The sequence below is a fragment of the Pseudoalteromonas sp. AS84 genome, from assembly GCF_038900255.1.
Lineage (GTDB): Bacteria > Pseudomonadota > Gammaproteobacteria > Enterobacterales > Alteromonadaceae > Pseudoalteromonas.
This window is the reverse complement of the sequence record NZ_JBBMQY010000002.1, coordinates 257,163-271,061: the sequence shown is the minus strand read 5'-3', so window position 1 is coordinate 271,061 and position 13,899 is coordinate 257,163. Positions and strand designations below refer to the sequence as shown.

Annotated in this window: 11 protein-coding genes; 6 read left to right on the top strand and 5 right to left on the bottom strand. The window is 36.9% G+C overall.

The window, feature by feature from the left end; all coding sequences use genetic code 11:
• Window positions 1-39 precede the first annotated feature (39 nt).
• From nirB to WNY79_RS03595, 6 genes are all read left to right on the top strand, one after another.
• On the top strand, window positions 40-2,613 hold the full coding sequence (gene nirB, locus WNY79_RS03620; RefSeq protein WP_342875153.1) for a nitrite reductase large subunit NirB: 2,574 nt from the start codon (window positions 40-42) through the stop codon (window positions 2,611-2,613).
• A complete protein-coding gene (nirD, locus tag WNY79_RS03615) occupies window positions 2,600-2,953 on the top strand; it encodes a nitrite reductase small subunit NirD (RefSeq protein WP_342875152.1) in 354 nt (117 codons plus the stop codon). The genes nirB and nirD overlap by 14 nt, the downstream gene beginning before the upstream one ends.
• A gap of 9 nt (window positions 2,954-2,962) precedes the next feature.
• A complete protein-coding gene (cobA, locus tag WNY79_RS03610; RefSeq protein WP_342875151.1) occupies window positions 2,963-3,829 on the top strand; it encodes a uroporphyrinogen-III C-methyltransferase in 867 nt (288 codons plus the stop codon).
• Window positions 3,830-4,100: 271 nt separating this feature from the next.
• Window positions 4,101-5,363: a nitrate- and nitrite sensing domain-containing protein gene (locus WNY79_RS03605; RefSeq protein ID WP_342875150.1), complete on the top strand. Its 1,263-nt coding sequence runs from the start codon at window positions 4,101-4,103 to the stop codon at window positions 5,361-5,363.
• Between the two features lie 280 nt (window positions 5,364-5,643).
• Window positions 5,644-6,837, top strand: a complete 1,194-nt coding sequence (locus WNY79_RS03600) for an ATP-binding protein (RefSeq protein WP_342875149.1) — start codon at window positions 5,644-5,646, stop codon at window positions 6,835-6,837.
• Window positions 6,838-6,895: 58 nt separating this feature from the next.
• On the top strand, window positions 6,896-8,611 hold the full coding sequence (locus tag WNY79_RS03595) for an EAL domain-containing protein (protein WP_342875148.1): 1,716 nt from the start codon (window positions 6,896-6,898) through the stop codon (window positions 8,609-8,611).
• Window positions 8,612-8,687: 76 nt separating this feature from the next.
• Here WNY79_RS03595 and WNY79_RS03590 read toward each other — a convergent pair whose 3' ends face one another.
• The 5 genes from WNY79_RS03590 to WNY79_RS03570 form a co-directional block, all read right to left on the bottom strand.
• The gene (locus tag WNY79_RS03590; protein WP_024597980.1) at window positions 8,688-9,137 is read right to left on the bottom strand and encodes a response regulator; all 450 of its coding nucleotides are present in this window, start codon (window positions 9,135-9,137) and stop codon (window positions 8,688-8,690) included.
• Window positions 9,134-10,588, bottom strand: a complete 1,455-nt coding sequence (locus WNY79_RS03585) for a HAMP domain-containing sensor histidine kinase (protein ID WP_342875147.1) — start codon at window positions 10,586-10,588, stop codon at window positions 9,134-9,136. The genes WNY79_RS03590 and WNY79_RS03585 overlap by 4 nt, the downstream gene beginning before the upstream one ends.
• A 129-nt stretch (window positions 10,589-10,717) precedes the next feature.
• Window positions 10,718-11,377 carry an MOSC domain-containing protein gene (locus WNY79_RS03580; RefSeq protein ID WP_342875146.1) on the bottom strand — a complete coding sequence of 220 codons (660 nt, stop codon included), beginning with the start codon at window positions 11,375-11,377 and terminating at the stop codon, window positions 10,718-10,720.
• Between the two features lie 123 nt (window positions 11,378-11,500).
• On the bottom strand, window positions 11,501-12,433 hold the full coding sequence (locus tag WNY79_RS03575) for an alpha-E domain-containing protein (protein WP_024597985.1): 933 nt from the start codon (window positions 12,431-12,433) through the stop codon (window positions 11,501-11,503).
• A 1-nt stretch (window position 12,434) separates the two neighbouring features.
• Window positions 12,435-13,889 (bottom strand): circularly permuted type 2 ATP-grasp protein, encoded by a 1,455-nt coding sequence (locus WNY79_RS03570; RefSeq protein ID WP_024597986.1) that lies wholly within the window; start codon window positions 13,887-13,889, stop codon window positions 12,435-12,437.
• Between the last annotated feature and the right edge of the window lie 10 nt (window positions 13,890-13,899).

Here is a 13,899-nt window from a genome sequence, read left to right as displayed (position 1 = left end):
TGTTATTTATATTTAAACCGTCACTTTAAGGAATGCCCTATGCAAACCTCGCAAAAAATACTCATTATTGGTAATGGTATGGTCGGACACCACTTTGTTGAGCAAATGCGCCAAAGCGATGCCAACGCAGACATTACTGTACTTTGCGGAGAAGCAAATCTTGCATACGATCGCGTGTACTTATCAAGTGTATTTGATGGTAAAACAGCCGCCGATTTAGCACTTACCACTCACGACAACTATAAACAGCTTAATATTAATGTGCATACCAGCCAGTGGGTTGAAGGCATTGATAGAACAGCAAAAATAGTAACCACGCTAACTGGTGAGCAATACCCGTACGATAAGCTTATATTGGCAACAGGTTCATTTCCATTTGTGCCGCCTATAAAAGGTAACGACCAACCTCATTGTTTGGTGTATCGTACATTAGAAGATTTAGAACAAATAAAAGCCAGTGCCGCTGTAAGTAAAAGCGGTGTTGTTATTGGCGGTGGTTTATTGGGGCTTGAAGCCGCTAACGCCATTAAGCAACTGGGGCTTGATACCCACGTAGTTGAATTTGCACCGCAGCTTATGGCTGTTCAGCTCGACGGGCAAGGCGGTACGCTACTAAAAAATAAAATAGAAAAACTTGGCGTAACGGTACATACATCAAAGGCGACCAGCGAAATAGTAAAAGGCGAAACGAGTCGCTTTAGATTAAATTTTTCCGACGAAACATTTTTAGAAACAGACCTAATTTTATTCTCTGCCGGTATTCGCCCGTATGATCAGCTAGGTAAAATTGCTGATTTAGAGCTTGGTGAACGCGGCGGTATTATTATTAATAACCAATGCCAAACGTCAGATCCTGATATTTTAGCCATTGGTGAATGTGCCCTGTGGGACAAAAAATTATTTGGTTTAGTTGCACCGGGTTACAACATGGCGCGCGTTGCAGCGAGTCAATTAAGTGGTGGCGAGCTTGAGTTTTTAGGTGCTGACATGAGCACAAAACTTAAGTTGTTAGGCGTAGAAGTAGGCTCAATTGGCGACGCTCACGCAAAAACGCCAGACTGTAAAGAACTTATATATCAAGATGCTATTCGCGGCTGTTATAAAAAAATCATACTAAGTGAAAAAGGCGATAAATTACTGGGCGCTGTACTTGTTGGCGATACCAGCGATTACGATACTTTATTACAGTACATGCTTAACGACATGGACTTACCAGAAAACCCTGAGTGTTTAATTTTACCAGACAGCGGCGGCGCGCCGTCGTTATCGGGCAGTGCCCTACCCGACACCGCCACTATTTGTTCGTGTCACAATGTGAGTAAAGGCGACATTGTAGGTGCAATTGATGGCGGCTCATGCGATTTAGCCTCGGTAAAATCATGTACTAAAGCAGCAAGCGGCTGTGGTGGTTGTGCGGCATTATTAAAATCAGTTGTTGATAACGAATTAGCAAGTCGTGGAGTTGAAGTAAACAACCATGTATGTGAGCACTTTGCGTATTCACGCCAAGAACTACTGCACATGGTAAAAGTAGAAAGCATTAAAAGCTTTGATGACTTACTAACTAAACACGGTAGCGGTCATGGCTGTGAAATATGTAAACCTGCCATTGCCTCTATTTTAGCTTCAACATGGAACGACTTCATTTTAGAGCCCGCTCATGTTGGCTTACAAGACACTAACGATACGTACCTAGCAAATATGCAAAAAGATGGCTCGTACTCTGTGGTACCGCGTATTGCTGGTGGCGAAATAACGCCCGACAAACTCATTGTAATTGGACAAGTAGCCAAAGACTTTAACCTGTACTGCAAAGTTACTGGCGGTCAACGTATTGATTTATTTGGTGCGCGCTTAGAAGAGCTTCCTGTTATTTGGGAGCGACTTATAGAAGCCGGATTTGAGACCGGTCATGCCTATGGTAAGTCACTCAGAACTGTTAAATCGTGTGTGGGTAGTACGTGGTGTCGTTATGGTGTGCAAGACAGCGTTGGACACGCAATTGAAATTGAAAACCGCTACAAAGGGTTACGTGCACCGCATAAATTTAAAATGGCGGTATCGGGTTGCACCCGCGAATGCGCCGAAGCACAAAGTAAAGATATTGGCATTATAGCCACCGAAAACGGCTGGAACTTATACGTGTGTGGTAATGGCGGTATGCGCCCTCGCCATGCTGATTTATTTGCAACCGATTTAGACACGCCAACACTGATTAAATACATTGACCGCGTAATTATGTTTTACATTAAAACGGCTGACAAATTACAGCGTACATCGGTATGGATGGAAAATCTTGAAGGCGGTTTAGACTACCTTAAAAGCGTAGTTATTGACGACAGCTTAGGTATTTGCGACGAGTTAGAAGCGAAAATGGAATTAATTACACAAACCTATGCGTGTGAGTGGAAAAAAGCAATTGAAAGCCCAGATGCTGCCAAACGATTCCGCCAGTTCGTTAATAGCCCCGAAACCGACGACAACATTTTATTTGTGCAAGAGCGTAACCAAATTCGCCCTGCTACAGAAGCCGAAAAACGTGAGCAACGTAATACACAAAACCGTATTCCAGTAATGGAAGTTGAAGAGGAGCAAGCTGATGTCTTGGCATAATATTGGAACAATCGACAACCTAGTGGCTAATAGCGGCGTATGTGCATTAGTTAATAATCAGCAAGTGGCTATTTTTTACATTCCACAAAATCCAACGGCTGTGTTTGCTATTAGTAACTACGACCCAATTGGCAAAGCTAATGTATTATCACGTGGCATTATTGGCTCAATCGACAATAAATTAGTTGTCGCATCGCCTTTATATAAGCAACACTTTTGCCTAGAAACAGGCGGATGTTTAGAAGCAGAAGCAATACACTTACCGGTTTTTAATGCAAAAATTGAAGATGGAAGTGTATTTATAAGCTCTGAACCAAAAGTTACAACAGCTGTGGCTTAGGGAAATAGTATGAGTGTATTGTCTTATTTTTCGGGTATTGAAAACGTGTGGCTAAATAAGCTTGTTGCTAAGTTAACGAGCTCAAATAGTCGCAGTGCTAAAAGCGGCAATGTTTATATAATTGGTGCGGGTCCAGGAGACGTAGAGCTAATTACGGTAAAAGCACAGCGATTAATTAATACCGCCGATGTTGTTTTATACGATTGGTTAGTAAGCGATGATTTATTAAAAACGCTTCCTAAAAAAGCACAGCGAGTATTTGTAGGTAAACGTGCTGGTAAGCATTCGATGACCCAAGCTAACATTTGCGAACTACTGGTTAAATACGCACAACAAGGCTTAAACGTAGTGCGTTTAAAAGGCGGCGATCCGAGTATATTTGCACGTATTAACGAAGAAGCCGATGCGCTAACTAAGTATAATATTAATTTTGCGATTGTTCCGGGTGTAACAACGGCTTGTGCTACTTCTGCTTATACAGGTATTCCGCTAACAGCACGCGATGTAGCGCGTAGTGTTACATTTTTAACGGCGCAGTTTGCCGATCCTAACAAGCAACCTCATTGGCAAAATTACGCGTTTATGCCAGGAAACAACAACCCTACTTTAGTGGTTTATATGGGGCTTTCGCGCTTACAATCGCTAAGCAACGGTTTGCAATCAGTGTGCTGGCCAAGTAATACACCCATTGCACTAATAGAAAATGCCACTACCACTAAGCAAAAAGTAATTACCAGTACGCTTGAGCATGTTGTAAATGAGCATGCTAAACACAACCTTCAAGGCCCTACCCTAATTATGATTGGCGAAGTAATAAATCATAAAATGGCTATCAGCCCAGAGTTACTAAACAGTATTAATGTTAACGCAAGATAGATAATGAATAATGCACTTTTCGCGCTTACTACCTCCCCAGGAGTAGGCGCTTTTTTTGTTTTTAATTTGGGTTCAAGTTGTGTGCAATAACATGTTTAAATGCACCAAATAAGTTAAAAGTAATGGCAATTTAAATTATAGAAATACAGTGATAAACAAAAATTATACTTTAAGCAATTGTATTAGCTTGATTTTAAATTCAATGATGAAATTTATTAATGATTGGAACAGTGGTTGCACTTTAAAAACAAAAAAGTGTGGAATAATACCAATGGCGACAAGCAATCCTCTCACAAAACAGTTTTTATTAGCGGCTAAATATCGAGAAATACATGCCCTAAAGCAATTACAAAACAGTTGTGCCTCGCTTACTAAATTAGGCGATTTTGTACACCAGTTACAAAAAGAGCGCGCGATGAGTAATATATTTTTGGCCTCAAATCGCGAGCGATTCAAAAGCCAATTACAAGAGCAGATCCCTTTAAGCAACAGCGCACAAACTGATTTTTATGATTCACTTAAGCAAACATTTATAAACGACAACGCCGATACTGGCCATACTCGGTTATTTAATTTAATTACGTATAGCTTGCAAGCACTCGACGCATTACCCGTCTTGCGAAACCAAATAGCACAACAAAATATTAGTGCAGTGCATGCTACTCAGTCATTCACTCAGTTAATTGCTAGTTTACTCAATATTATTTTAGAGGCGGCCGATGGCGCAAGCGATCCCAAAATAACGCGCTTATTAGTCGCATTTTTTAATTTTATGCAAGGTAAAGAATACGCAGGACAAGAGCGAGCATGTGGTGCTCAAGCATTTGCAGCGAGTAAATTTACCACAGAGCAAAAACAACAACTCGCGCATTTTGTACAAGAGCAAAACCACAGTTTTGACTTTTTTAAAGAATACGCCGATGCGCACCTTTTAAAATGTTTTGGCACACTAACAACACATCAGGTTAATAATCAGGTAGACCAACTGAGAAGTTTACTGCAAAAGCTCGATGATGAGAACGCTCAACCGCTCTCACAACTGAGCGAAGTATGGTACGAGGTAACCACTACGCGCATAGATATAATGCATAAAATTGAACAAAATATAGCAGATCAGTTAATTGATACCGCAGCAATGCAAATAGCCTGTGCTCAACGTAGCTTAAATACAAATAAGCAGGTACTTAACAATATGGCAGAGCAACACATAGCCCCAACTTTTGGGCAATTAGCTATTAAGCAACCAGAGCCAGAAGTAAGCCAAAACATTGCGGCCGATAAGCTCAATAGTAATAAAAGTATGTACGATTTAATTATCGAGCAAAGCCAACATATTAAACAAATAAACCAAGCGTTACTTGATGCCAAAAAAGTTATTAGTGAGCAAAAAGTTATTCATCAAGCCAAGTACATACTTATTGAGCAATTAAAGCTCACTGAAGAGCAAGCCCATAAACAGCTACAAAAACAAGCGATGGATACGCATAAAACCTTATTTAGCGTAGCGCAAACAATTATACAAATGAGCGATTAAATATGCTCTTTTTATTAGGGCGTGTTGATCTTTAGTAAGAACAATATCCTACAGAATACTTATTTGTCCTGTTACAGACTCCACGCCCAGACTGAGTTTTGCCTTATTTAAATATAGATTTATAACCTACTAACTATAATAAGGTAAGGCTTTAATTTGGCGTTAATTTTTAAAGTATAATTATTCAACACATTCAAAATAATCAACTACAATAAGTTAATCATTTGTTGCATCTCATTTTAATGAGGCATATTTATTTAATACTGTTGTAGGAGTTTGAATGCCCAATGTAGAGAGTTATATAGAAGGTGTATCATTAATAGATGAGCAGCAATTAACTACCTCTCTTGATAATGACATTCAAACAAGCTTAGAAAGCATTGCTGAGCTTGTTTTAAACATTTTTGATACTAGCGCACTCTCTATTGTTGCTAACCTGCCTCAACGTATCATTGAGCTATATAAATTCGGTTCAAAAATAACAGTAGCTAAAGAACAACTACCTAATGACGTTTTTAGTGAATCGATTATCGAGTCTAACCCTAAAATATTCAGAGTTATATCGCCTATCATTTTGCCCTCAGGCCTTAAGTTTGGATGGTTTATATTTGACAGAGCAAGTGATTCACTACTTACAGAAAAAGAGCAATCAATCTTAAATAGTTTACAAAAAAACTTTGTAAACCAGTTAGTCCAACGTAAAAAACAATTAGAAAAAATAAACAGTTCTAAGTTTCACTCAACAATTTTTGAGCAAAACAAAGAAGACGAAATTGAAAAAGATCACCTACTCAAAAAATTACAAAAAGTGAGTGATGAACTTGATGAATTTACCAGTATTGCTTCTCACGATCTAAAGTCACCATTAAATGCTATAAAGCGTTTATTAGAGTGGATTTATGATGACTGTAAAGATTTACTCCCTCAAGAGCACCTAGAAAACTTTCAGCTTGTGCTCAGCCGGGCTAATAGAATGCAAGTACTACTAGAGGATTTACTAAGCTATTCGAGAATTAATAGCTGTGATTCAACGCGTGCAAATATATCTTTAGAAAGCATTTACCAAGATGTAGAACAAATTTTAGAAGTTCCACAGACTGTCACTGTTGATATACATGCCAACAACGAAGTACTCGATATACCGCTAATCCCTTTTAAAACTGTTTTTCAAAATCTTATTAGTAATGCAATAAAGCATAACAATAAAGAGCACCCGGTTATCGACATTTCACTTATCCCCTCTAATCAATATTACATTATTGAAATAAAAGATAATGGCCCTGGAATTGACCCTAAATATTTTTCACTCATATTTAAGTTATTTCAAACATTACAATCTCGAGATGACGTTGAAGGTAGCGGCATTGGACTCTGTATTGCCAATAAGCTCATTATTAATTACAGGGGAAAAATTGAAGTAGCCTCCGATGGAAAGCTTGGCAGTACATTCACTATTTATTGGCCAAAATTTTAACTATGAAATTATCAATTATACACGAGCATCATGTTGATGTTGCTCTTAGAAGGAACGTATGAATATTTTAATTGTTGATGATGACTTAGTTGATCGCAAATTAATTAAAAAAATGCTTATTTCAGACGACTCTCAACTTCATAACATCACTGAAGTAACATGCGTTTGCGAAGGGTTAAAAGTAATTGAAAACAACCATTTTGATATAATACTACTTGATTATAATATGCCCAAAGAAGACGGTATTGAAATGCTAATTGAAATGCGCAAAAAACCTAAACTCGGTAATACCGCAATTATTATGATCAGCTCTTCAGAAAATTCAACCTTGGCAATTGAGTGTATAGAAGCCGGTGCTCAAGACTTTTTACCTAAAGGAGATATAACAGGAAGCAGTTTAAATAAGGCTCTTATATATGCAAAAAAACGTTTTGAAGCAGAGCAACGTATGCATAACAGTTATCTTGCTGTTAAGCATATGGCTGAGAGGGATCAGCTTACTGGTTTGTCCAATCGATATCATTTTGAAGAAATACTAAAAGTAATGATAGCCAATAATAAACGTGCTAAAAACTGCGTGGCGTTACTTGCTTTAGATTTAGATAACTTCAAAAATATTAATGATACGCTTGGGCATAGTGTCGGCGATGAAATTTTAATACAAACCGTGCACAGAATTAATAGTTGCCTAAGACAAAACGAAGGATTTGCTCGATTAGGTGGTGATGAATTTGCAGTTATAATAGGTGGGATTTGCAATATTAATCAAATAGGTATGATAGCAAATAGAATTTTAGCTGAAGTGTCAAAACCCTTTTTACATGAAGGTAGAACTTTAAATTGCAGTGTTAGTATAGGAAGTGCTTTATACCCAAACGATGCGACTGAATCGCATGAACTGCTAAAATGCGCTGACATTGCAATGTATCGCTCAAAGCAAAGTGGTAAAAGTAGAATCAGCTTCTACAAAGAGCAATATCAATACGAATTTAGTCGCCGGGTAGATATTCAAAATAGTATAAAAGAGCATATAGAGGAAAAAAACTTTAGGCTTTTTTATCAACCAGTTTACTGTTCAAAAACACAAATTATGACAGGTGTTGAAGCACTGATCCGTTGGCCCGATTCAACCGTTAGTTATACTCCTGATGAGTTTATTCCTATTGCTGAAGAATGTCGCTTAATAGAACCCCTAGGAAAATGGATAATCGCGAGTGCTTTAGAGCAGTTATCTTTGTGGCAGAAAGACTACCAAACGCCGTTAACTCTATCTATCAACATTTCACCTATACAGCTACAAAGAGAGTTTTTACAAACGTATCTATTAAATACAGTCGAAAAATACAATTTAAAAACCAGTAGTATTATTCTTGAAATAACAGAAACAGCTTTTATGGAAAACAGTAAAGAAGTGATTGAGATATTAACTTCTTTGTCTAACAAAGGGTTTAGGATTGCTTTGGATGATTTTGGTATGGGTTACTCATCCATATCTCACCTTATTTCCTACCCTATTGATATAGTAAAATTAGACAAAAGCATGCAATCGTTAGGCGGAGAAAATAATAAGCGATTAAAAATAATCGAGAGCTTATCTTTAATGCTGAAAAAACTAGATTTTTCTGTAGTAGCTGAGGGTATCGAAACTGAAGCCCAGCATCAGCTATGTAAAAAATTAAATATAGACTACTTGCAAGGTTTTCTATTTTCAAAGCCTATGCCTGCAAACGAAATTAACTTGTTACTAAATAACTATAAAAAACAATTAAGTTAGTAAATGTAACAGTAATATATCGACGACACACAGGCTCAGAAAGCAATAAAAGTTTAGAGTTTTTTAGACCTAATAATCAGCTGTGTTTGTCCAAGTGTTGGCCGATGACAGCCAAGACTTTTTCTTTTAATTCTGCTGCCTGAAAGCTTCCTTTTACAAGGTAACCTTTTACAAAATCGTGTGACATTATAATCTTTTTTTCTTCTTCTCTTTCAGATGAGCTAAACATCATAACAACACACGAGCTTATCTCTATCATCTTTCTTAGTTTAGAAAACTCCTCTAAAAACTGAATACCATTAACTTTTGGCATATTGATGTCCAAAAATATAAGTATTGGAGGAAATCCATCCGGATACTTTATTCTATTAGATTCATAATTTTCGAGAAATTCTAACGCTTCTTGACCATCTTTTTTTTCAAAAATCGTCAGCTCTAATTTAGCTTCTTTAATTAGTCTTTTAAGAATATATCGGTCAACTTCATTGTCATCGACAATTAATATAGGAGGTTTTATTTTTGTCATGTTAGCTTATCCATTGGTATTATTATTTTAAACGTTGTGCCTTTATCAGAGCTTTGCAGTGATACTTCACCATTTAAATACTCAATATGTTTTTTAACCAGCGCCATCCCTAAACCAGAACCCGTACTTGTCTCTGCATGAAATCGCTTAAACATATCAAACACTTCACTTTGATGCTTTTGTGGTATTCCCAATCCGTTATCTGTAACAGTAATAAAAAACGTCTCTTGTTCATTAAAAATATCACAGCGAACATAAGGTGAGTCTTTGTTTCTATCGTAATACTTCAACCCGTTTGAAATTAAGTTTTCAATAATTTGGGCAAAACGTGCTTTTTCTGATTTTATAGGTACTGATAAGTTAATTGTTGTTTCGAGCGTACAAGGATTATCTTTCATGAGCCAAGACAGTCGTTCTTTCATATCAATAATTAACTGATTAAAGTCAATTACATCTCTATCTTCACTACCAATTTCAGCTTTCGCTAACAATAAAATATCAACAACAAGTGTTTCTAATTTTTCCATTTGCTGATAGATAACCAGTGCATTTCGGCTTGCCTCCTCTGTGTCTCCCGCTTTTATATCTTCAATAACAAAATGCGCTAGGGATTTAGCCCCTGACAGCGGTGATTTTAGGTCATGGGAAGCCCGATAAGCAAACTGGGCAAGTTCATCATTTGCTTGCTGCAGGGACGCCGTTTGGCTGTTTATAATCTGTTTAAGTTCAATACTGTTTTCAATATTTAAAAGATCATTTTTAACACGCTGCCTGGCCGCAATAACGAGTGCTTTTAATTCACCCGACGTTTTTATATCAAGTTCATCGTCTAGATTAATATTGCTTTCGGGCTTACTTGATAAAAGTAGAGTTAGATTTCGAATTGAGCTGGATATAGTTCGGGAAAGATAACTTATAAAAAGAATATTAAAAAAAGATATGATTATAACAAGTGGAATTAACGTCACTAGTATAAACGATACTGTTTTTCTAATTGGTTCCTCAAACAGCTCAGTGTTTTTATTAAAGCCACTTAGCGAAGTATTAAGATTTAGTAAAAAAGCGTCTCTACTAAGCTCCCCCTTTTTATACTGTGCAACCGATAATAAGGCTTTATTAGCAATTTCAATATCGTTTTCACAGATTGTTAATGTATGCTCTGTATTAATAACTTTCATAACAGCATAATTTAACGGATTTATTTGTTCAACACACTCAATTGGCTGTTGCCTAATTAACAATATATCCGACTCAATAGTATTTATATCAATGGGGATATTGTTTTCTATTTTTTTAACTGATTTGGTAAGTTGATGAACATATTTTAAATGAAGAAAGTTAAGTTGGTGAAACTTAGCCCCTTTAGCTATTTCAAAGGCAGAATAAACAGTAATGCTTATCTCTGCTGCAGTTAATATTACAATAAGCATCAGTTTTCTTGAAATATTCATATACGACACCTATTTTAGCTACTAACCCAACAATTTTTAAATAACACTATAATAATTATAGTATTTATAACTTTAGGTATAGCAGACTTTATCTTTTTTACTAGGTGATCTATAAATAACAATTTATGACTAGCTTTGTTCGCTTTTTATAGCAAGCTTCTTTGTTAGCTTTTCTTGCCACTCTACAGCAAGCTCTGGCAAAGCTAATGCTTCTAAAAGTATGTCTTCGTAACCTACATATTTTTTATCAAAAAATGCCTGAAACAGTTTTTTAACTGATATGTCGTGCGAGGCTTTCTTCTCGATAACAACACTATCACCCGTTTTTGCAACGCCTTGCTCTAGTACTCTAAAATACACACCAGTGCAGTAATGCTGCGTAAATAGTTTAAGACTATTTTTATTATTAAGGGCGATAGCTAATTTAAAACAGGGTACACGAGGCTGGCTTACTTCAAGCAGTGCAGTACCAATTCGAATATGGTCACCTATGTGTATATTCGATTCATCTAGGTCAGAAATCGTGAAGTTTTCGCCAAAGGCACCTACTGCCAAATTATCATTCTCGAGGGTTTGTTTCCAATACTCATAATGATTGTGCGAAAAAGCATATACCGCTTTATCTACCCCGCCGTGATTAACTAAATCAGCTTGCTCGTCACCTATAATGTTTAGCTTTTCAATCACTACAGGCTCGTTAGTTGATATTTTGAATATTCCTGTTTTCACCTCTTTACCATTATGAATAAGAGTTTTAATTTTAGAAATATTAGTCGAGATGATTTTCATTGCGATACCAACGGATGAGGAAGTAAAAATTAATTATGCAGGTTTTAAAATTATTATAAATAAATTTAAGCCAAAAAATGACCGCTCAAAACTAAGCAGTCATCTCACAATATACAGTTTTTATTATTCTGCTTGTTTTAAAAAATACGTTTCGGCCAGTCCGTTATGTATTCCAGCTAAGTCTATTTGTATTTCATCGATAAAGTCATGCAACAGACCGTTTTTAAGTACTCGCACGTCTTTATTTTCTAACTCAACAATTGCATCATCAATTGATTTAATAATTTCTGTTGAGTTTGGCAAAGGTAAAACCAATGCTTTTAATTCATTCATACAAAATAAAATAGATCGTGGGAATACTTTGCTGTGCATTACAAATTCTATTACATCTGCACGCTGTACTCTAACGCCCATTTCTTGGCGATACATTTGATAAGCACTTAATGAGCGCAATAAACTGATCCACTGAATATTATCAAACGGTTTTACTTCTTCTTCGCTGGTAATTAACGTAGCAGAGCGAATATCTAAAATTCGCGATGTCATATCTGCGCGCTCTATAATCGAACCAAAACGGATAAAAACATAGCCCTGATCATGATTAATTGTGGCATCTAACGCCCCAAATATTTGATGGGCTGAATCTATAATCTTTTTTAAATACTCAAAACGCCCACGCTTTGTTATCCCTTCTTTTTGATTGTCTTTTACATAATAATACAGAGAGTTTATTTCTTCCCATACGTCTCGCGGTATTACATCACGAATTGTACGCGCGCTTTCTCTGGCAGAAGTGATTGAGTTTAAAATTGACGAGCTATTATCACTACCAACAAGTAAATACCTTAATGCTTTTTGCTCAGAAAAATCAGTATGGTTTTCTGAATACGCTTTGCGTACACCAATAATATCAATTAATGGCTCCCAGCCGGTACATACGCCTTTGGGTAAGTCCATCATCAGTAAATTGTTAACGTTGATTAAACGAGCTACATTTTCCGCACGTTCAATGTATCGAGATACCCAATATAAAGTTTCGCCTACTCTTGATAACATATTATTTAGCCTCTTCGTCAACAATCCAAGTATCTTTACTGCCACCACCTTGTGATGAATTAACCACCAAAGAGCCTTTAACCATAGCAACACGCGTTAATCCACCAGTGGTAACTTGCGTATCTTTACCTGATGATAAAATAAACGGTCTTAAATCGGTATGTCGGCCATCTGGTTTATTGCCATCAAATGTGGGTACTGTTGATAAATCTAATGTTGGTTGAGCTACCCAGTTTCGTGGGTCCGCTTTAATTTGAGCAATACACGCTTCTTGTTCTTTTTTGGTTGATTTAGGGCCAATTAATAGCCCGTAGCCACCAGACTCATTTGCTGGTTTAACAACAAGCTTATCAATGTTTTTAATAACATGGTCGCATTCTTTCGGGTCCAAACATTTAAATGTTGGTACATTTGCAAGTTTAGCTTCCTCGCCTAAGTAGTACTTAATCATCTCAGGTACATAGGCGTAAACTACTTTGTCATCAGCAACGCCTGCACCTGGTGCATTAACCAAAGCGACATTACCTTTAGACCAAGCACGCATTAAACCAGGAACGCCCAGTTGAGAGTCAGGTAAAAATACTTCTGGGTCTAAAAATAAATCATCAATACGGCGATAAATAACATCAACTCGTTGTAGCCCTGTGATTGTTCTCATGTATACACAATCATCTTTTTCAACAACTAAGTCCCGTCCTTCTACCAGTTCGCAACCCATTTCTTGGGCAAGATAACAATGTTCAAAATAAGCGGAGTTAAATACCCCTGGCGTAAGTACCACGACTTCTGGTTTATCTTGTGGTCGAGGCGACATTGCCGCTAGCATATCAAATAATTGTGAAGGGTAATCATCAACAGGTAAAATAGACACTTGCTCAAATAATTCAGGGAATACTCGCTTCATTACAGAGCGATTTTCAAGCATATAAGATACACCAGAAGGAACACGCAGGTTATCCTCAAGTACATACATAGTACCACTACCATCGCGTACTAAATCTGAGCCACAAATATGCGCCCATATCTTATTTGGCGGGTTTATACCCACGCATTGCTGGCGAAAATTCACAGATTTTTCTAGTAACCCTTTTGGAAAAACACCATCTTTTATTATTTTTTGGTCATGGTATAAATCATCTATAAAAAGGTTAAGCGCTTCAACACGTTGCTTTAAACCAACCTCTACGCTTTGCCATTCTTTTTTACCTATAGTTCGCGGAATAATATCAAATGGCCAGGCTCTATCAATCATATTACCTTCGTTGTAAACCGTGAAGGTAATACCCATTTCTTTAATTGCTAAATCAGCAACCGCTCTGGCCTTTACTAACTCTTCTGCCGATAAATTAGCAAAAAATTGTGCTAATTGTGTTCCATGCGATCTAACGTTTCCTTGTGCATCAATTAATTCATCAAAGAAACCTTTTGTTTGGTACGCTTTCCAATCAATTTTCATACACTCTTTC